Below are 18,648 nucleotides of genomic sequence, written 5' to 3' on the forward strand. Positions count from 1 at the left end.
GGGCGGTGATCGCGCGCAGCGGCGTCGAGATCTACGACGCCGAGGATCGGTCGGTGGCCCGGCCGGTGAAGCCGATCGCCCAGACCGGCGCCCTGATCGGCAAGGGCGATTTCCGGCACCACATGCTGAAGGAGATCTACGAGCAGCCGGCGGTGGTGGGCGACACCCTGCGCACCATGCTGGACCCGGCCACCCGGGCGATCGTGCTGCCGGCGCTGCCCTTCGACGTCGCCCAGGTGCCGCGCGCCACCATCGTCGCCTGCGGCACCGCCTTCTATGCCGGCATGGTGGCGAAGTACTGGTTCGAGACCGTGGCCCGGCTGCCGGTCGAGATCGACATCGCCTCGGAGTTCCGCTACCGCGAGGCGCCGCTGCCGGCGGGGGGCCTCGCCGTCTTCGTCTCCCAGTCCGGCGAGACCGCGGACACGCTGGCGGCGCTGCGCTACGCCCGCTCCCAGGGCCAGCGCGTGCTGTCGATCGTCAACGTGCCGGACAGCTCGATCGCGCGCGAGAGCGACGCGGTGATCCAGACCCTGGCCGGGCCGGAGATCGGCGTCGCCTCGACCAAGGCCTTCACCACCCAGCTGACCGTGCTGGCCTGCCTGGCCGTGGCCGCGGCGCGGGCGCGCGGCGCCATCGACGGCCGGCGCGAGGCGGAGCTCTCCACCGCCCTGACCGAGCTGCCGAGCCGCCTGGCCGAGGTCTTGAACCACGACGCCACGATCCGCGACCTCGCCCACCAGGTGGCGCTGGCCCGCGACGTGCTGTATCTCGGCCGCGGCCTGTCCTACCCGCTGGCCCTGGAAGGCGCCCTGAAGCTGAAGGAGATCAGCTACATCCATGCCGAGGGCTATGCCGCCGGCGAGATGAAGCACGGGCCGATCGCGCTGATCGACGACAAGGTGCCGGTGATCGTGCTGGCGCCGCGCGACGCGGTGTTCGACAAGACCGTGTCGAACGTGCAGGAGGTGATGGCCCGCGGCGGCAAGGTGATCTTCCTCTCCGACCCGGAGGGGATCGAGAGGCTGGGGCCGGGACCGGTCGCGGCGATCGGCCTGCCCGGCGTCGACCCCTTCGTCGCCCCGATCCTCTACGCCGTGCCGGTCCAGCTCCTGGCCTATCACACCGCCGTGGCCAAGGGCACCGACGTCGACCAGCCCCGCAACCTCGCCAAGAGCGTCACCGTGGAGTAGGGGGCGCAACCGGTCCGCCGATCATGTCCGAAAATCGCGAGCGCGATCGGAACGAACGTGACATGGTCGGGGCATGGACCCGCTCGCGCTCGACCCCGAAGCCTGCTACCGCGCCCTGCTGACCCGCGATCCGCGGTTCGACGGACGCCTCTTCGTCGGCGTCACCTCGACCGGAATCTACTGCCGGCCGGTCTGTCCGGCCCGGCCGGCGAAGTTCGAGCATTGCCGCTTCTTCGCCTCCGCCGCCGCGGCGCAGGAGGCCGGTTTCCGGCCCTGCCTGCGCTGCCGGCCGGAAACGGCGCCGGACCTCGCCTCCTGGCGCGGCACCTCCAACACCGTGTCGCGCGCCCTGGCGCTGATCGCCGACGGCGGCCTGGATGGCGAGGCGGGGGTGGAGGCGCTGGCGGAACGGCTCGGCCTCGGCGGCCGCCAGCTGCGCCGGCTGTTCCGGCAGCATCTCGGCGCCACGCCGGTGGCCGTGGCCCAGACCCGGCGCGTGCTGTTCGCCAAGCAGCTGATCCAGGAGACGAGGATGCCGATGGCCGAGGTGGCGCTGGCCGCCGGCTTCGGCAGCGTCCGCCGCTTCAACGAGACCTTCCACGACCTGTTCCGCCGCCCGCCCAGCGCCCTGCGTCGCCGGGCCTGGGCCGGGCTGCCGGTCGATTCGGTCGCCGCCGGCGGCGTCACGCTGCGGCTGCGCTACCGGCCGCCCTATGACTGGCCGGCGATGCTGGCCTATCTGCGGGCCCGCGCCATCGACGGGGTCGAGCAGGTGGAGGGCGGCGTCTACCGCCGCAGCGTCGCCGAGGGCGACGATCTCGGCACCGTCGAGGTGCGGCACGAGCCGGCGCGCGACAATCTGGCGGTACTGGTCCGCTTCCCCTCGGTGCGCGCGCTGCCGGGCATCCTGGCCCGGGTGCGGCGGGTGTTCGACGTCGGCGCCGACATCGAGGCCATCGGCGCGCACCTGTCGCGGGACCCGTTCCTGGCGCCGCTGGTGGCGCAGCGGCCCGGCCTGCGCGCGCCCGGCGGCTGGGACGGGTTCGAGCTGGCGGTGCGCGCCGTGCTGGGCCAGCAGGTCACCGTTGTCGCGGCGCGGCAGCTCGCCGGCCGGCTGGTGTCGATCTGCGGCGCCGAGGTGCCCGAGGCGGCCCGGCTGCACCCCGCTTTGTCCCGCGCTTTCCCGTCGCCGCAGCGGGTGGCGGCGGCCGATCTCGGCGCGCTCGGCATGCCCGGATCGCGCCGGGCGACGCTGACCGCGCTGGCCGAGGCCGCGATCGCCGACCCGCATCTGTTCCGCCCCTTCGGCACGGTGGAGGAGGCGATCGCCCGGCTGCGCCGCATCCGCGGCATCGGCGACTGGACGGCGCAGTACATCGCGCTGCGCGCCCTGCGCGAGCCGGACGCCTTCCCGGCCAGCGACATCGGCCTGCTGCGCGGCGCCGCGAACGGAACCGGGGTGCGGCCGACGCCGGCCGACCTGCTGCAGCGGGCGGAGCCGTGGCGGCCGTGGCGCGCCTATGCCGCCCAGCATCTCTGGGCCGCCGATGCGGTGCCGGTGCAACGGATGTCGGGAGCGAAGCATGGCTGAAGCTCTGGTCTTCGACCGCATGCCCAGCCCGGTCGGCGAACTGCTGATCGTCGCCGACGCGGCCGGGCGGCTGCGCGCCATCGACTGGGCCGGGGAGGAGGGGCTGCGCGACCGGCTGGCCCGCAGCGTCGGCGGCGACGGCTTCACCCTGGCGCCGCAGCGGAATCCCTTCGGGCTGACCGCGGCGCTGCAGGCCTATTTCGCCGGCGACCTCGCCGCCATCGACGCACTGCCGGTCGAGACCGGCGGCACGCCGTTCCAGCGTGCGGTCTGGACGGCGCTGCGCGGCATCGCCTGCGGCACCACCGTGTCCTATGGCGAGATCGCCCGGCGGATCGGCCAGCCCGGGGCCATGCGGGCCGTCGGCCTCGCCAACAACGCCAACCCGATTCCGATCGTCGTGCCCTGCCATCGCGTCATCGGTGCGAACGGCACGCTCGTCGGCTATGGCGGCGGGCTCGACCGCAAGCGCTGGCTGCTCAACCACGAAGGCGCGGGCAGCCCGCAGCTGTCCCTGGCCATCTGACTCACCTGGGAGAGAAACGAATATGACCGCCACCCGTCAGGCCGAGGCCCTGCAGCAGTTCCGCCGCCTGCACCAGGACGGCATCCTCCTGCTCGCCAATGCCTGGGACGCCGGCAGCGCCCGGCTGATCGAGAGCCTGGGCGCCAGGGCCATCGCCACCACCAGCGCCGGCGTCGCCTGGGCGCACGGTTATCCCGACGGCGATGCGCTGCCGCTCGACCTGCTGGTCGCCACCACGGCCGACATCGCCCGCATCATCCGTGTGCCGCTGACCGTCGATGCCGAGGGCGGCTACGGCGCCGATCCGGCCGCGGTCGGCGAGGCGGTGGCCCGGCTGATCGGCGCCGGCACCGCCGGCATCAACATCGAGGACGGGGCGGGCACGCCGGACCTGCTCTGCGCCAAGATCGAGGCGATCAAGCGCGCCGCCGCCCGCAGCGGCCAGGACGTCTTCGTCAATGCCCGTACCGACGTCTATCTGCGCGGCCTGGCGCCGGAGGGCGGCAGGGTCGCGGAGGCACTGGCGCGGGCCGAGCGCTACCGCGCCGCCGGCGCCGACGGCCTGTTCGTGCCGGGCGTGACGAAGCCCGAGGAGATCCGGGCGATCGCGGCGGGGACGCCGTTGCCGCTGAACGTGATGGCCCGCCCCGGCCTGCCCGGCGCGGCCGAACTCTCTGCCCTCGGCGTCCGCCGCCTCAGCGCCGGCGCCGCCATCGCCCAAGCCGTGCTCGCCCGCACCGCGGCTCTGGCGAAGCCGTTCCTGCAGGACGGCGTCTCAGATCCGGTGGTCGCGGAGGCGATGCCCTATCCGGAGATCAATGCGCTGATGGCGGGGCGGTAAAGGGGCCGGCGTCAGACCCCGGTTTGGCCGCCGCCGAGCCGGGCCACCAGGCTGTCCAGGCTGGGCTCGAACCAGATCTCGTCGCCGCGATTGGCCTCCCGTACCCAGTCGCGCAGGGCGGCGCTGGCGGCGAGATGCTGCGAGATGTCGCCGATGACGGCCAGCTTCAGCCGGTAATTGACGGCCTTCTGGGCGAGCTCGCCGGCGACGCCGGTGCGGAGCTGGAAGAAGGCCGGCCCAAGGCGGGAAACCGGGACGGCGACCACCGAGGCACCGGCAGACAGGGCCTCGCCGATCAGGTCGCCGGCGCGCTGCGGGCTGTCGATCACCGGCCCGCCCGCGTCGCAGGACAGGATCGTCTCGTCGCCGCTGTGAAGCAATTCGGCCATCGGTCTGCCTCCTCGGTTCACCGCGTCGGGAGCATGTGTTCTGACCACAACCTGGGGTCGTTGTCCAGAACATGGACCCGCTCGGCGTCGAGCGCCTGGGCCTCGGTGACCAGTTGCTGCCGCCGCAGAGACTCCAGCACCGGGATCAGCTCCCACATCGGCGCGCCGATCCTGTCCGCGATCGCCAGCAGGTCGTGGTCTCCATCGGCGTAGGCGATCAGGTTCTTCACCATCATGGTGCTCGCCGCGGTCGGATCGCCGGCGAACAGGATCGCGAACGGCCCGCGCTTGCCGAGCTGCGGCTCGCACAGCACCGTGACCCTGGGGGCGGTGTTGCCCTCGATGCACGTCAGGCAGGCCTTCAGCACCTCGTAGGCGCCCTGCAGCCCGGCCGGGGTCACCAGCTCCAGATCGTCGAGCGAGCTGTGGTATTCGGGGTAGCAGCCGTATTTCGACCGCATGATCGAGCATACCGGCAGGTCGACCCCCGGCGCGCAGTATTGCCGCTCGTCGCTGCCGCGGTCGAGGAAGCTGTAGGGGACGTAGTCCGGCGCCAGGTGCTTCAGCACATGCAGCGCCACCCGGTCGGCCAGTGTGCCGCCCAGCCGGCTGGGCAGATAGGAGTAGCCGCGGTCGTCGCCGACGCAGGAGACGTTGAAGCCGGCGATGGTCGCCGCCTTCATCTGCGGCAGGTTGCGGGAGAGATAGGTGATCGACCCGATCGTCTCCGGGATGAAGACGATGCGGTAGGTGTATCGGCGCGGCTGCTCGGACAGCCAGCGCGCCAGCCATGTGGTGACCGCCGGCCCGGACAGCTCGTTGTTGGCCATCGAGGGGTGGCAGACATAGGTCGAGAGCAGGATCTCGCGGCCGCTGGCCCCGGGGAGGATCAGCTCGCCATAGGTCAGGTGGCCGGGGGCCAGGGTGGCGTCGATCACCGCATGGTAGCGGCCCGGCGGCAGGGCTTCGCGCTGCCGGTGCGGCAGGCAGAAGCCCCAGTGGCGCCTGTAGTAGGAAGTGACGTAAGGGATCGCGTCGGGCTGCTCCGGGATCGAGTGGAGATGCGGCTGCAACTCCTCCAGCGACAGCTCGATATCGACCGGCTCGGAGTAGCCGACGACATGCAGGTTGTGGTCGGCGAAATCCACCACCGTCTCGCCCGACGGTCCGGTCAGCCGGCCGCCGCGGATGTTCCACTCGTCCGGGATGGTCCAGTCGAACACCCGGGTGCCGGACGGCACCTCGTGCACCGTCAGTCCGGGCAGCAGGCCCTGGATATGGGCGAGGGTCCGGCGCACGCCGTCGCCGGTCAGGCTGCGGCAGATCGGGAACAGGGTCCGGATGAAGTCGTGCATCGCCCGGCCGCAATCGGCCGCGGCGAGCGGTTCGGCAATCGGGATATCGGGCATCAGCCGGCTCTCTCGCCCAGCCTTCCGAGCGATGCGGCAATCTCCTCGTCTCGAAACGGCATATCGAAATTCTCCCCCGAAATGCCGCGATCGTCGCTGAAGTACCAGGGCAAGTCGAGTCGGTGATGCCGCCTCAAACGAATGGCGACAAAAGACGAAATGGTGTGCGAATACTAATTTCCTGGGCTCCGATCGAAGATGTCGATGCTCTCGGGGCGATCATCCGCCGGACTGCGCCGCCGCCGTTGGCGTCCGATGGCCCGATGGCCGCGAGCCATGGCGGAATGCTCGACATGGAAGCGCAGAAATCGGTCTTTTTCTGAGGCGAGATGGCTGGCTGAGGACGATGAAACGGAGACCTATGTCTGCGCCATAGCCCTCCATCCCTCTCCTAGATAGGCCTACGGTAAGAGGGCTATTCGTCAAACCGACAACGCGGCGGGCAACTTCATTTTCTGAGACACGCTGTTCATACTATCGTGAAGGCCCTGGGCTGGAGGTTTTGCAGCATGGCGAAGCTCGTCTTTGGAATGAATCAATCCCTGGACGGCTACGTCGACCACCTGGAAATCCAGACAGGCCCCGCACTCTTTCGTCACTGGGTAGAGCATGTGCGCGAGCTGACCGGCAGTGTGTACGGTCGCCGCATGTACGAGACCATGCGCTATTGGGACGAAGACCGTCCTGAGTGGAGTGCGGAGCAACACGAGTTCGCGGCGGTGTGGCGGCGCCAACCGAAGTGGGTCGTGTCGCGCTCGTTGAAGTCGGTCGGCCCCAACGCGACTCTTGTCGAGGATGACGTCGAGGCGGTGATACGGAGCCTCAAGGCTCGGCTCGTCGGGGAGATTGCAGTTTCCGGACCAAGCCTGGCGCGGAGCTTAACCGACCTTGGTCTCATCGATGAGTATCGACTCTACTTCCACCCTGTCGTGTTTGGTCGCGGCAAGCCATTCTTTGCCGGCCCACGGCCGCCGCTCCGCCTTGTTTCCACCGATCTCGTTGGCGAGGACACGGTTAGGCTGACATACGTTCCTGCTTAATCGCGCGACTCGTCCGACGGACTGCGCCGGCGGGTCGGATCGCTTTGGATTGTATATCGCGCTATCGCGTGAAGCGCCGGTTCGCTGAGCGCTTGGTGGAATGCGGTGATCGGCGGCGAATGGCGGAAGGGGTGGGATTCGAACCCACGGTGACGTCGCCGCCACGCCGGTTTTCAAGACCGGTGCCTTAAACCGCTCGGCCACCCTTCCGGACCGGCCGCACCATACGGATTTGCGGCGCCGGTTTCAAACCGCTTCGCATCGGTCGCGCCGGCGCTGTCGCGCGCCGGCGGCAACATCCGGCCATTGAAATCGTGAGTTGTCGCTTTTTGCTGCGAACCGAAGCGGTTGCGGCCCTTGCTGTCAAACCGATCTGCACGCCAATACAACCTATGAGGGCATGCAGAAATGCCCAGAAATACTGGGTGCAAACTGGCGCCGCGGACCGGCCCGCCAGCACATGCTCAGATATGCCAGAGCGAGACGGGACGATTATGCTGGACCATTGACCGGATGTTGTGACATACGGGTCGACATGACTGCCGAACCGATCTCGACCCGGTCCGGACGCCGTTCTTTTTGCGTGAATTTTAGCCGCACGAAGTCGGATCGTCGCCCGGGGCTCGCCGTCGTTGCAGCCATCGGCGTGGCGCTGGCCGCCACCGGATGCGCTCCCTCCCAGCCGGGCAAGGGGAGCATCGCCGAACGGCCCATTCTCGCGCCCCCCGTCGATCCGGGTGTCGTCGCCATCAATGGTGTGCGCTACGTGGCTCGCACCGATCGCGAGTCCGTGCAGGTCGGTACCGCCACCTGGTATGGGCCGGGCTTCCATGGCCGCAAGACCGCCAATGGCGAACGCTTCGACAGCGGCCTGGTCACCGCCGCGCATCGCACCCTGCCGATGCCGAGCCTGGTCAAGGTCACCAATCTCGACAATGGCCGGACCCTGATCGTCAGGATCAATGACCGCGGCCCGTTCGTGCGCTCGAAGATCATCGACATGTCCGCCCGCGGCGCGGAGCTGCTGGGCTTCCGCGGCAACGGTTCGGCCCGGGTCAAGATCCAGGTGCTGGAGGAGGAGAAGCGCTTCCAGGCCCTCCAGCAGCAGCGCGAACAGGCACGAAAGAGCCAGGTCGCCTCGGCCGGCAAGGACGACGACCTCGTCGACACGCGCTACATCGCCGTGCCGCCGGCGCCGCCTGTGCCCGACCGCCTGCCCGAGATCGTCGGCAATGTCGAGGACGAGGCGAAGCCGAAGCCGTCCGGCCTGTTCGTCGCCGCCGCCAAGGCCACCCGGCCGCAGCAGGTGGCCACGCTGTCCGAAGCCCTGCGCCGCTTCGGTCCGGTCTCGACCGCCGCCGCTTCCGGCGCGATCGAGCTTCGCATCGGCCCCTTCATCGACCCCAAAGCCGCATCGAGCGCCTTGAAGCAGATTGCCAGCGCGGGCTATTCCGGAGCACGCATCGTCGCCGAGTGACCCTGCCGGTCCGCGGCGCGACGAGGCCGCAACCGAGGACGGATCGCTTGGGCAAACGCGGACGGTTCATCACGTTTGAAGGCGGCGAGGGCTCGGGCAAGAGCACGCAGATCAAGCGCCTTGCCGCCGATCTCGCCAAGCGCGGCCTGGAGGTCGTGGCCACGCGCGAGCCCGGCGGCTCGCCGGGGGCGGAGGCGATCCGCGATCTCCTGGTCAAGGGTGACACCGACCGCTGGGATCCGGTCACCGAGGCGCTGCTGCATTTCGCGGCCCGGCGCGATCATCTGCGCGTCACCGTGCGCCCGGCGCTGGACCGCGGCGCCTGGGTGGTGTCCGACCGCTACGCCGACAGCTCGATGGTCTATCAGGGATGGGGCATGGGCGTGGACCGCGCCAGCCTCGACGCCCTGTTCCGGATCGCCACCGACGGGCTGAAGCCCGACCTGACGCTCGTGCTCGACGTGCCGGTCGAGATCGGCCTCGCCCGTGCCGGGGCCCGCCGCGGCGGCGAGGACCGCTATGAACGGATGGGCGAGGCGCTGCACCAGCGTCTGCGCGAGGGGTTCCTGGCCGTCGCCGCGGCCGAGCCGGAGCGCTGCGTCGTGATCGACGCCGGCGGCACGGTCGACGAGGTCGCGGCCGCGATCCGCGCGGCGGTCGAGGCGAAGTTCGGGCTGGCGCCGTCGTGAGCGCCGATTTTTCCCCGCCGCGCGCCAATCCTCGGCTGCTCGGGCACGAGGCGGCGGAGGCTGCCTTCCTCGACGCGCTGCGCGCCGGCCGTCTCCCGCATGCCTGGCTGATCACCGGTCCGCCCGGCATCGGCAAGGCCACCTTCGCGCATCGGGTCGCCCGATTCCTGCTGTCCGGCGGTCCGCGCACGGCGCACAGCCTGGATCTGCCGGCCGACCACCCGACCTTCCGCCGCACCGCCGCCGGCGGCCATGCCGACCTCCTGACCATCCAGCGCAGCGGCGGCGGCGAGGAGGAGCGCAAGCGCCGCAGCCGCGAGATCCCGGTCGAGGAGATCCGGCGCATCGAGCCGTTCCTGCGCCTGACCGCGGCCGAGGGGGCCTGGCGCGTCGTCATCGTCGACGAGGCGGAGGCGATGAACCGCAACGGCGCCAACGCCCTCCTGAAGATCCTGGAGGAGCCGCCGGCCCATGCGGTCCTGCTGCTGACCTGCGGCAATCCCGGCGCGCTGCTGCCCACCATCCGGTCGCGCTGCCGCCATCTGGCGCTGGAGCCGCTGCCGGACGCGACCGTGGACCGCCTGCTGGCCGAGCATGCGCCCGACCTCGACCCCGCCGAGCGGGCGTCGCTGGTGCGCCTGGCCGAGGGCAGCATCGGCCGGGCCGCCTCGCTGCTCGAGGAGGGCGGGCTCGGCCTCTACCGTGACATGCTGGCGCTGCTGGACGACTTCCCGCGGGTCGATTTCCGCGCCGTGCACAAGATGGGCGACCGGATCGGCCCGGCGCAGGCCGATTCCAGCTGGCGGCTGTTCACCGAGCTCCTGGTCTGGTGGATGGAGCGGCTGGCCCGCGCCGCCGCCCGCGGCACCGCCCCGGCCGAGATCGTGGCCGGGGAGGGGGCGGTGATGCAGCGCGTGGTCGGCGCGCTCGATCGTGCAGCTGGACAGTCGGGGGGCGGCCCGGCTGGCGGCCTTGATCGCTGGGTGGAGCTGTGGGACAACACCCGCCGTTTGTTCGCTCAGGCGGACGGGTCCAACCTCGATCGGAAGCAGGTCCTCCTGCAGGCGTTCATCGGCATCGAGCGCGCCTGCAACACCTGACCGACGCCACGGATCGGGCCACAGCACGGGAAAGAGGCCGCGCGATGTCGGCGCCGAAGTCATTCTACATCACCACCCCGATCTACTACGTCAACGACAAGCCGCATATCGGCCACGCCTACACGACGCTGGCCTGCGACGTGCTGGCCCGGTTCAAGCGGCTGGACGGCTATGACGTGCATTTCCTGACCGGTACCGACGAGCACGGCCAGAAGGTGCAGAAGGCGGCGGAGCTGGCCGGGGTGGACCCGCAGAGCTTCACCGACCGGGTCAGTCGGAACTTCCGCGACCTGGCCGCGGCGATGAACTTCAGCAACGACGACTTCATCCGCACCACCGAGCCGCGGCACATCAAGGCGTCGCAGGCGATCTGGGAGGCGATGAAGGCCAATGGCGACATCTATCTCGGCGGCTATGCCGGCTGGTATTCGGTGCGCGACGAGGCGTTCTATGGCGAGGACGAGCTGACCGTCGTCGAAGGCAAGCGCATCGCCCCGACCGGCGCCGAATGCGAATGGGTGGAGGAGCCGAGCTACTTCTTCCGCCTGTCGGCCTGGGGCGACCGGCTGCTGGCCTTCTACGAGGCCAATCCCGACTTCATCGCGCCGGAATCCCGCCGCAACGAGGTGATCGCCTTCGTCAAGTCGGGGCTGCGCGACCTCTCGATCAGCCGCACCACCTTCAACTGGGGCGTCGAGGTGCCGGGCGACGAGGCGCACATCATGTATGTGTGGGTCGACGCGCTGACCAACTACCTCACGGCCGTCGGCTACCCCGACACGGGGGCCGAGAGCTTCAAGCGCTACTGGCCGGCCGACCTGCACATGGTCGGCAAGGACATCCTGCGCTTCCATGCCCTGTACTGGCCGGCCTTCCTGATGTCGGCCGGGCTGGAGCCGCCGAAGCGGGTCTTCGCCCATGGCTGGTGGACCAACGAGGGCCAGAAGATCTCGAAGTCGCTGGGCAACGTGATCGACCCGCTGGAGCTGGTGGAGACCTACGGGCTCGACCCGGTGCGCTACTTCCTGCTGCGCGAGGTCTCCTTCGGCCAGGACGGCGACTTCTCCCGCCGCGGCATGATCCAGCGCACCAATGGTGAGCTGGCCAACGGCTTCGGCAACCTGGCGCAGCGCGTGCTGTCGATGATCGCCAAGAACTGCGACGGCAAGGTGCCGCAGCCGGGTCCGTTGACCGACGAGGACCGCGCGCTGCTGGCCCAGGCGCCGGATCTCCTGGAGACGCTGCGGCGCGAATTCGACGTCCAGGCTTTCCATCGCGGCCTGGACGCGGTCTGGGCCTTCGTCGGCGAGGCCAACCGCTATGTCGACGAGCAGGCGCCCTGGGCCCTGCGCAAGACCGACCCGGCACGGATGGCGACGGTGCTGTGGGTGCTGGCCGAGACGGTGCGGCGCCTGTCGATCCTGATGCAGCCGGTGATGCCGCAGTCCATGGCCAAGGTGCTGGACCAGCTTGCTGTTGCTGCCGATGCGCGGACCTTCGACCGCGTCGGCGACGACCACGCGCTGGTGCCCGGCACCCCGCTACCGAAGCCGGAGGGCGTGTTCCCGCGCTATGTCGAGCCGGAGGCCGCGTCCTGATGCTCGTCGACAGCCATTGTCACCTTGATTTCCCCGATTTCGCGGCGGAGATCGACGACGTGGTCGGTCGCGCCCGGGCGGCCGGGGTCGGCTGCATGCTGACCATCTGCACCCGCCCGGACCGGCTGCCGGCGACCATCGCCCTGGTCGAGCGCTTCCCGGCGCTGTACGGCGCGGCCGGGGTGCATCCGCATGAGGCCAAGGACTTCACCGACCTGACGGTCGAGGGAATCCTGGAACTCGTGGCGCATCCGAAGATGGTCGGCATCGGCGAGACCGGGCTCGACTACCACTACGGCCTCAGCCCGGCCGAGGCGCAGCAGGAGAGCTTCCGGCGCCACATCCGCGCGGCGCGGATCGCCGACCTGCCGGTGATCGTCCACACCCGCGAAGCCGAGGCGGACACGCTGCGGATCCTCAAGGAGGAGGGGCAGGGCGGCGACCGGCCGCCGCTGCGCGGCATCATCCATTGCTTCAGCGGAACACGGCAACTCGCTGAAGAATCGGTAAAGCTCGGGCTTCACATCTCCCTGTCCGGGATCGTGACCTTCAACAGGTCCGAGGACATCCGCGCCACGGCGAAGGACCTGCCGCTCGACCGCATCCTGGTCGAGACCGACGCGCCCTACCTGGCGCCGGTGCCGAAGCGGGGCAAGCGCAACGAGCCGGCCTTCGTCGCCCACACCGCCCAGCGCGTGGCCGAGCTGCACGGGATGTCGGGTTCGGACTTTGCTCGAAGAACGACGGACAACTTCTTCAGCCTGTTCACGAAAATCCCGAAGCAAGAGGCCTGAACGATGCGCGTGACGGTGCTCGGCTGCGGCGGTTCGATGGGCGTGCCGATGGTCGGCGGCATCTGGGGCAGCTGCGATCCCGCCAACCCGCGCAACCGCCGCCGCCGCCCGTCGATCCTGGTGCAGAGCGACAGCACCACTGTGCTGGTCGACACCTCGCCGGACCTGCGCGACCAGCTGCTGGACCACGAGGTCAAGCGGGTCGACGCGCTGCTCTACACCCACGCCCATGCCGACCACATCCACGGCATCGATGACCTGCGGCCGCTGGCCTTCAAGCAGCCGATCAACGCCTATATGGACGCGGCGGTGCGGCAGGAGCTGGAGGAGCGCTTCGGCTACATCATGACCTCGGTCGAGATGGACCGCGGCTTCTACCACCCGTTCCTGGTGCCGCATCTGCTGGACGGGCCGTTCCGGGTCGGCGATATCGCCATCCTGCCCTTCGAGCAGGATCACGGCCGCGTCGTCTCGATGGGCTACCGCTTCGGCCGCTTCGCCTATTCGACCGATGTCGTCCGCCTCGACGACCACGCCTGGGCGGCGCTGGAGGGGGTGGAGATCTGGATGGTCGATGCGACGCGGGAGGAGCCGCATGTCTCGCACGCGCATCTGGCGCTGACGCTGGAGTGGATCGAGCGGCTGAAGCCGAAGCAGGCCTGGCTGACCCACATGAACCACACGATGGACTACGAGCGCCTCTGCGCCCGCCTGCCGGCCCATGTCCGGCCGGCCCATGACGGGTTGGTGATCGAAATCTGAGAGGGCGGGGCGGCGGTCGGCGCCGCCCCGCGGCAGCATCAGCGGCGCGGCGGCCGGCGCGGCTGGGTCGGGTTGGCGGCCTGGGCCGCGGCGGCGCGCTCGGCCAGCGCCAGCTCGGTCTTCAGCTCCGAGATCTTGCGGTCCATGGCGGCCCGCAGAGTCGGAGAGACATGGGAGCCCATGCGGGCGCGCTGGTGCTCCAGCTCCTGCAGCTGCTTCTGCTTTTCCTCGCGGCTCCGGCGAATCGGGACGCCGTCGGACCGCTGTCCGTCGAAAGAACGCATAACTGACCCTACGCTGGGTTTCGAAGGGATGCCGTGGGCACGGCCCGGGGCCATGCCGCATCCGCGGAAGCGCTGGCCTAACCGATCCGGGGGTGATCGTGCAAGCTGGTATGTCGTCCGCCCGCGCGCTAGGGTCGCTGCTTCACGACCTCGTGTGAACGGAGAGTGCGCCCGTGCAGCCATCGACACGCAGCTCGCGACTCCGGCGCATCGCGGCCGTCGTGCTGGCGACCGGGCTTCTCGGCACGATGCCGGCCGCCGCCGAACCGAAGGAGCACCGCTTCCGCATCGTCGACGAGCTGGGACCCGACCAGATCGAGGAGCTGATCGCGGTCGGCATCGACGGCCGGACCATCGGCGTGCTGCACGTCACCAAGGACGATCCGGTCGCCGAGCTGCAGGTCAAGGTGCCGGCCCGGCGGACCCTGCATTACGAGCTGTGCGGCTTCCTGATCGTCGAGACGCCGGAGGGTGGCCGCCAGCAGCGCCCGATCAACCACACCGGCACGATCGAGAACGCGGACGGACGCGAGCTGAAGGCCTTCAACCAGAACAACGAGGTCTTTTTCCTGCAGGACGGCGCGCCGCAGGACCCCGACGCCGCGAAGACCACGATCCTCGGCACCGGGCAATGCGCCCAGCCCGTGGCGTGAAGCCAGACCGATAGAGATAGGACGGAAACACCCATGCAGACGCCCTGGATCGCCGATACGGCGCGCTACGACACCGCCGGCTTCCGCCGCTCCGGCCGCAGCGGGCTGCAGCTGCCGGAGATCTCGCTCGGCCTGTGGCAGAACTTCGGCGGGGTCGACCATTACGAGACCGGCCGCGCCGTGCTGCGCAGGGCCTTCGACCGCGGCGTCACCCATTTCGACCTAGCCAACAACTACGGCCCGCCCTACGGCTCGGCCGAGGAGAATTTCGGCCGCATCTTCGCCGCCGACTTCCAGCCCTACCGCGACGAGCTGCTGATCTCGACCAAGGCCGGCTACGACATGTGGCCGGGACCCTACGGCAATTTCGGCTCGCGCAAATACCTGGTCGCCAGCCTGGACCAGAGCCTCAAGCGCATGGGGCTGGACTATGTCGACATCTTCTACTCGCATCGGCTCGACCCCGAGACGCCGCTGGAGGAGACGATGGGCGCGCTCGACCACGTCGTGCGCCAGGGCAAGGCGCTCTATGTCGGCATCTCCTCCTACTCACCGGAGGCGACCCGTCAGGCGGCGGCGATCCTGAAGGATCTCGGCACGCCCTGCCTGATCCACCAGCCCTCCTATTCCATGCTCAACCGCTGGATCGAGGACGGGCTGCTCGACGCGCTGCAGGAGCTCGGCATCGGCTGCATCGCCTTCTCGCCGCTGGCCCAGGGCATGCTGACCTCGAAATACCTGGACGGCGTGCCCGAGGATTCGCGGGCCAAGCGCGGCCGGTCGCTGCGGCCGGCGCTGCTGTCCGAGGGCAACATCGCCCGCATCCGGGCCCTGAACGCGATCGCGGAGCGGCGCGGCCAGACCCTGGCGCAGATGGCGCTGACCTGGGTGCTGCGCGACCCGCGCGTGACCTCGGCCCTGATCGGCGCGCGGTCGGTGGCCCAGCTCGACGACAGCCTCGACGCGCTGAAGGGCGCGCCGCTGACCGCCGAGGAGCTGGCCGAGATCGACCAGCACGCCCTCGACGGCGGCATCGACCTCTGGCGGGCCTCCTCGACGGCCAAGGCGAGCTAAGGGGGACGGCGCATAGGCTGGGCCTCCGGCGGCCGGTTGTCGTTTGCCGCGGTCAGGCAGGCGATGTCGCCGCCGCCCGCGGTGGTGAGCTGCGGATTCATCGCCAGCAGCCGCCGCAGCACGCCATTGGTCCAGCCGAAGCCGTCCTGGTTGGGATATTCCCCGCCGCCGGCGCCGCGGGCGGCGGCGGAGACGTCGTATTTCTCGGTCAGCTTGCCGGTCTCGGCATAGACGCCGACCACCCGCTGGGCCCAGCGCCGGGCGACGGTCTCGGCCAGGGCGTCGTGGCCGTGGCGCGCCAGGCCGCGGATCGCCAGCCATTGCAGCGGCGCCCAGCCGTTCGGCGCGTCCCATTGCTCCCCCGACGCGGTCTCGCTGGTCAGCAACCCGCCGGGGGCGAGCAGCCGGCGCTCCAGCGTCTGCGCGACGCGGCGGGCCTGATCCCGGCTGGCCAGGCCGAAGACCAGGGGATAGACGGTCGCCAGGGTGACCGTGCCGGTGCGCCGCCCCTCGCGCCAAAGATAATCAGTGAAGACGCCGGCCTCCGGATCCCACAAGAGGCGCCGGACCGCCTCGGCGCGCAGCCTGGCGCGGGCCTCCAGCTCCGCCGCGCGCTCCGGCCGCTGCGCCGCGGCATAGGCCCGGGCGAGCACGGTCTCCAGCTCGGCCATCAGGCTGTTGAGGTCCGGCGGCACCACCGCCGTGGTGCGGATGGTGGCGAGGCTCTTGCCGTCGGCCAGCCAGCGCGAAGAGAAGTCCCAGCCGCTCTCGGCCGCGGCACGCAGGTCGCGATAGACCTCGGCCGGGGCGCGGTTGGTGGCCCGCGCCGTCTCGACATCCTCGCGATAGGACTCGTCGCGCGGCTGGTCGCTGTCGTCCCAGTAGCGGTTCAGCAGCGTGCCGTCCGGCAGCCGCACCAGGCGGCGATGGGCGCTGCCCGGCGCCAGGCCGTCGGCGCCGTCCATCCAGAACGCGTATTCCCGGGCCAGGCTGGGCAGGAAGGCCTTGTAGGTCGCGGCGGGGTCGTCGCTGCTTTCGGCCACCAGCTCCACCATCGCGGCGAAGAAGGGCGGCTGCGATCGGCTGAGATAATAGCTGCGGTTGCCGTTCGGGATATGGCCGTAGCGGTCGATCAGGCTGGCGAAATTCGCCAGCACGTCCCGCGCCAGATCCGACCGGCCGCTTTGGATCAGGCCGAGCATGGTGAAGTAGGAGTCCCAGTAATAGACCTCGCCGAAGCGCCCGCCCGGGACGACATAGGGGTTGGGCAGCGGCAGCAGGGAGGATTGCGGATCGGGCCGGGCCGGCGGCCGCGTCAGCACCTCCCACAGCGCGTCGATATGGCTGCAGACATCCTGGCCGGGGACCGAGCGGTAGCCGCTGTCATGCGCCGCCGGCGGGGTGAAGTACCGGCGCACGAAGGCAGCCAGGTCGAAGCCGGATTTTCCCTTCTCCTCGGCGTAGCGGCGCAGGATCTCGCGCGGCTCCGCCTTCGGCTCGGAGTCGACGAAGGTCTTGCCGTCGGGGAAGACCCGCTGCAGCTGGACCTCCCGGAACAGCTCGCCATAGATCTGCGACGGGGGCTGCTGGGCCAGTCCGGGCAGGGCGACCAGCCAGAGGCCGAGCAGGAGCAGGATGGGGCGGGCGCGGGAAAGAGCCATAGGACGATTCTCCGGCCTGATGGCAGGAACATAGGGCCCGTCCGCGGCCCGGCCAGATCATCAGGCCGGCACGACCTCCCGCCGCGCCTGGACTGCTGTGATGAAGCCGGCATAGCTCCAGCCGAGATGCCTCGCCGAGGTCTGGGCGCCGGTCGTGCGGTCGAACTGCTCGGACAGGGCGCCGTCGGCCGGGGTGAAGGCCCGCACGGTCTCCAGGAAGGCATCGCCGCGAGCGAGGAAGGCGGCCGCCAGGCGCCGGCTGTCGAGCTCTCCCACCCCCGGCTCTGCTCCCAGCGCCCGGGCGATGAAGCCGCGATTCTCTTCGGTCAGCGTGAAGGCCGCGCCGCCCGTCAGCGCCGCGACCAGGCGGTAATGGAACTCCGCCGCCGCCAGGGTCGCGATGTACCAGGCGCCGCCGCCGTAGTAGCGGTCCTCGCGGTAGCGGCCGAGGGCCGGGGCAGGGCGCCCGGCATTGATCGGGAACAGGCCGGCGAACAGGTCCTCCAGCGCCGCGAGGGTCGCCTGGGCCTTCGGGTCGAGCACGCTGTGCGGCCCGGACGCGAGCCCGGCATGGAGCACGCCGAGGATCACGGCGATGTCGAGATCGCGGCCCGGCGCGCCGGAGGCGGCCGGCAGCAGGCTGGCATAGGCGCCGGCTTCAGGCCGCCAATGGGCGTCCAGCGCTGCGGACAGGACCGCCGAGGCCTCGCGGCACCGTCCGGCAATCTCGGTCTCGCCCTGCGCCTCCAGCCAGCCGGCCCCTTGCCGCAGCGCCGCGCATTGCACGACCCGCGTGTAGTAGTCGTGGCCCAGGCTGTCCTCCCAGATCTCGAAGCTCGGCTCCGGGTGGTGCGCCAGGGTGAAGGCGAGGTCGATGCGCAGCAGCTCGGCCGCCTCGCTTCTCGCGGCCGGGTCCAGGGCGTCGAGCTCCAGGCAACGCAACAGGGTCAGGGCGCGCAGCGCCGGGCCGTCATGCTGGGGGCGAGACCAGTTCAGCGTGTCCAGCGTGCCGTCCGGATTGACCCGGACCTCGCCCCAGATCCGGTCGCCGGCGACGCCGCGCAGATCGGCGTCGGACCGGACATGCTGCACGAAATCCGGATCGACGCCCTGCCGCGGGTCGCCCTTGGCCAGCACCTCGGCGCCGGTCAGGCCGCGCAGGTCCAGGCTGAAGCGGATCAAGTCGTGGATGAGGCCGGCATCGGAGGCCGGGCGGGTGCCGTCGGCCACCAGGATCCTGAGCGCATCCATCACCAGCGCCGAATCCCGGAACCAGTGGAAGAAGTAGTCCGGGTCCGGGTCGTAGGCGCCCATCACCGGCGAGGCCACGACAGATCCCGGCTTCGGCCGGATGCGCTGGCGGAAGGGTGGCCGCTCCTTCAGCAGTTGGGTGGCGGAGACGCCCAGGGTCAGGTTGCGTGCGGCGATCGCGTATTGCCGGTCGACCCAGGCGGAGAAGGCGCGCTCCGTCGCGGAAGGTGTCATGGATAACTGTCCCGGCCATGAGAACCGTCATCGCGAGGAGCGCAGCGCCCCTCGAGTCTAGAAGTGGCGATCCAGCGGCTCC

At 70.2% G+C, this 18,648-nt stretch carries 18 protein-coding genes and 1 tRNA gene; 13 read left to right on the forward strand and 6 right to left on the reverse strand.

Translation table 11 applies throughout. The features are described 5' to 3' along the window. The 4 genes from glmS to G537_RS0113360 all read left to right on the forward strand — a co-directional run. Positions 1-1,193, forward strand: a 1,193-nt coding sequence (gene glmS / locus G537_RS0113345; protein WP_026870551.1) for a glutamine--fructose-6-phosphate transaminase (isomerizing), incomplete at its 5' end; no start/stop codon positions are given. Between the two features lie 73 nt (positions 1,194-1,266). Further along, positions 1,267-2,784: an AlkA N-terminal domain-containing protein gene (locus G537_RS0113350; RefSeq protein WP_026870552.1), complete on the forward strand. Its 1,518-nt coding sequence runs from the start codon at positions 1,267-1,269 to the stop codon at positions 2,782-2,784. Then, the gene (locus G537_RS0113355) at positions 2,777-3,310 is read left to right on the forward strand and encodes a methylated-DNA--[protein]-cysteine S-methyltransferase (RefSeq protein ID WP_026870553.1); all 534 of its coding nucleotides are present in this window, start codon (positions 2,777-2,779) and stop codon (positions 3,308-3,310) included. Before G537_RS0113350 ends, G537_RS0113355 begins: the two co-directional genes overlap by 8 nt. 22 nt (positions 3,311-3,332) lie before the next feature. Continuing rightward, positions 3,333-4,151, forward strand: a complete 819-nt coding sequence (locus tag G537_RS0113360; protein ID WP_026870554.1) for an isocitrate lyase/PEP mutase family protein — start codon at positions 3,333-3,335, stop codon at positions 4,149-4,151. 11 nt (positions 4,152-4,162) lie between these two features. Here G537_RS0113360 and G537_RS0113365 read toward each other — a convergent pair whose 3' ends face one another. Both G537_RS0113365 and G537_RS37795 read right to left on the reverse strand, forming a co-directional pair. After that, positions 4,163-4,540, reverse strand: coding sequence for a DUF4180 domain-containing protein (locus G537_RS0113365; RefSeq protein ID WP_026870555.1), 378 nt, complete (start codon positions 4,538-4,540; stop codon positions 4,163-4,165). Positions 4,541-4,557: 17 nt separating this feature from the next. Then, a complete protein-coding gene (locus tag G537_RS37795; protein ID WP_064742129.1) occupies positions 4,558-5,949 on the reverse strand; it encodes a DUF4910 domain-containing protein in 1,392 nt (463 codons plus the stop codon). 509 nt (positions 5,950-6,458) lie between these two features. Between G537_RS37795 and G537_RS0113375 the strand changes: the two genes are divergently transcribed. Then, a complete protein-coding gene (locus G537_RS0113375) occupies positions 6,459-6,989 on the forward strand; it encodes a dihydrofolate reductase family protein (protein ID WP_026870556.1) in 531 nt (176 codons plus the stop codon). Between the two features lie 120 nt (positions 6,990-7,109). On the opposite strand, the gene G537_RS0113380 is transcribed toward G537_RS0113375, so the two are convergent. Beyond that, a tRNA-Ser gene (locus G537_RS0113380) sits at positions 7,110-7,199 on the reverse strand. Between the two features lie 325 nt (positions 7,200-7,524). Here G537_RS0113380 and G537_RS44665 point away from each other — a divergent pair. From G537_RS44665 to G537_RS0113410, 6 genes are read left to right on the forward strand one after another with little or no spacing between them, the layout of a single operon-like run. Next, positions 7,525-8,466, forward strand: coding sequence for a septal ring lytic transglycosylase RlpA family protein (locus tag G537_RS44665; RefSeq protein WP_211230373.1), 942 nt, complete (start codon positions 7,525-7,527; stop codon positions 8,464-8,466). 47 nt (positions 8,467-8,513) lie between these two features. Next, positions 8,514-9,155, forward strand: coding sequence for a dTMP kinase (gene tmk / locus G537_RS0113390; RefSeq protein ID WP_026870557.1), 642 nt, complete (start codon positions 8,514-8,516; stop codon positions 9,153-9,155). After that, entirely contained in the window at positions 9,152-10,255 is a 1,104-nt protein-coding gene (locus tag G537_RS0113395) for a DNA polymerase III subunit delta' (protein ID WP_026870558.1), read from the forward strand. Before tmk ends, G537_RS0113395 begins: the two co-directional genes overlap by 4 nt. Positions 10,256-10,299: 44 nt before the next feature. Continuing rightward, the gene (gene metG, locus G537_RS0113400; RefSeq protein WP_026870559.1) at positions 10,300-11,853 is read left to right on the forward strand and encodes a methionine--tRNA ligase; all 1,554 of its coding nucleotides are present in this window, start codon (positions 10,300-10,302) and stop codon (positions 11,851-11,853) included. Then, a complete protein-coding gene (locus G537_RS0113405; protein WP_026870560.1) occupies positions 11,853-12,647 on the forward strand; it encodes a TatD family hydrolase in 795 nt (264 codons plus the stop codon). The genes metG and G537_RS0113405 overlap by 1 nt, the downstream gene beginning before the upstream one ends. 3 nt (positions 12,648-12,650) lie before the next feature. Further along, positions 12,651-13,409 (forward strand): MBL fold metallo-hydrolase, encoded by a 759-nt coding sequence (locus tag G537_RS0113410; protein WP_026870561.1) that lies wholly within the window; start codon positions 12,651-12,653, stop codon positions 13,407-13,409. Between the two features lie 38 nt (positions 13,410-13,447). Here G537_RS0113410 and G537_RS0113415 read toward each other — a convergent pair whose 3' ends face one another. Further along, positions 13,448-13,693 (reverse strand): hypothetical protein, encoded by a 246-nt coding sequence (locus G537_RS0113415; protein WP_026870562.1) that lies wholly within the window; start codon positions 13,691-13,693, stop codon positions 13,448-13,450. Between the two features lie 173 nt (positions 13,694-13,866). On the opposite strand from G537_RS0113415, the gene G537_RS0113420 reads away from it, so the two are divergent. Next, positions 13,867-14,346, forward strand: a complete 480-nt coding sequence (locus tag G537_RS0113420; RefSeq protein WP_026870563.1) for a hypothetical protein — start codon at positions 13,867-13,869, stop codon at positions 14,344-14,346. Positions 14,347-14,379: 33 nt separating this feature from the next. Beyond that, complete coding sequence (gene mgrA / locus G537_RS0113425) at positions 14,380-15,420, forward strand: L-glyceraldehyde 3-phosphate reductase (protein ID WP_026870564.1); 1,041 nt, start codon at positions 14,380-14,382, stop codon at positions 15,418-15,420. Here mgrA and treF read toward each other — a convergent pair. Both treF and G537_RS0113435 read right to left on the reverse strand, forming a co-directional pair. Further along, positions 15,417-17,081: an alpha,alpha-trehalase TreF gene (gene treF, locus G537_RS37805; RefSeq protein WP_051248384.1), complete on the reverse strand. Its 1,665-nt coding sequence runs from the start codon at positions 17,079-17,081 to the stop codon at positions 15,417-15,419. The genes mgrA and treF overlap by 4 nt on opposite strands. Positions 17,082-17,141: 60 nt before the next feature. Beyond that, on the reverse strand, positions 17,142-18,566 hold the full coding sequence (locus tag G537_RS0113435; protein WP_026870565.1) for a glycoside hydrolase family 15 protein: 1,425 nt from the start codon (positions 18,564-18,566) through the stop codon (positions 17,142-17,144). Between the last annotated feature and the right edge of the window lie 82 nt (positions 18,567-18,648).

The sequence above is a fragment of the Inquilinus limosus DSM 16000 genome (assembly GCF_000423185.1).
In the GTDB taxonomy this organism is placed as follows: domain Bacteria; phylum Pseudomonadota; class Alphaproteobacteria; order DSM-16000; family Inquilinaceae; genus Inquilinus; species Inquilinus limosus.

Excerpts from the sequence above, each read along its gene's own strand:
- G537_RS0113410 (WP_026870561.1), top strand. The coding sequence starts at position 12,651 with ATGCGCGTGACGGTGCTCGGCTGCGGCGGTTCGATGGGCGTGCCGATG.
- G537_RS0113350 (WP_026870552.1), top strand. The coding sequence starts at position 1,267 with ATGGACCCGCTCGCGCTCGACCCCGAAGCCTGCTACCGCGCCCTGCTG.
- G537_RS44665 (WP_211230373.1), top strand. The coding sequence starts at position 7,525 with ATGACTGCCGAACCGATCTCGACCCGGTCCGGACGCCGTTCTTTTTGC.
- G537_RS0113375 (WP_026870556.1), top strand. The coding sequence starts at position 6,459 with ATGGCGAAGCTCGTCTTTGGAATGAATCAATCCCTGGACGGCTACGTC.
- G537_RS0113365 (WP_026870555.1), bottom strand. The coding sequence starts at position 4,540 with ATGGCCGAATTGCTTCACAGCGGCGACGAGACGATCCTGTCCTGCGAC.
- treF (WP_051248384.1), bottom strand. The coding sequence starts at position 17,081 with ATGGCTCTTTCCCGCGCCCGCCCCATCCTGCTCCTGCTCGGCCTCTGG.
- G537_RS37795 (WP_064742129.1), bottom strand. The coding sequence starts at position 5,949 with ATGCCCGATATCCCGATTGCCGAACCGCTCGCCGCGGCCGATTGCGGC.
- metG (WP_026870559.1), top strand. The coding sequence starts at position 10,300 with ATGTCGGCGCCGAAGTCATTCTACATCACCACCCCGATCTACTACGTC.
- G537_RS0113405 (WP_026870560.1), top strand. The coding sequence starts at position 11,853 with ATGCTCGTCGACAGCCATTGTCACCTTGATTTCCCCGATTTCGCGGCG.
- G537_RS0113435 (WP_026870565.1), bottom strand. The coding sequence starts at position 18,566 with ATGACACCTTCCGCGACGGAGCGCGCCTTCTCCGCCTGGGTCGACCGG.
- mgrA (WP_026870564.1), top strand. The coding sequence starts at position 14,380 with ATGCAGACGCCCTGGATCGCCGATACGGCGCGCTACGACACCGCCGGC.
- G537_RS0113355 (WP_026870553.1), top strand. The coding sequence starts at position 2,777 with ATGGCTGAAGCTCTGGTCTTCGACCGCATGCCCAGCCCGGTCGGCGAA.
- G537_RS0113360 (WP_026870554.1), top strand. The coding sequence starts at position 3,333 with ATGACCGCCACCCGTCAGGCCGAGGCCCTGCAGCAGTTCCGCCGCCTG.
- G537_RS0113415 (WP_026870562.1), bottom strand. The coding sequence starts at position 13,693 with ATGCGTTCTTTCGACGGACAGCGGTCCGACGGCGTCCCGATTCGCCGG.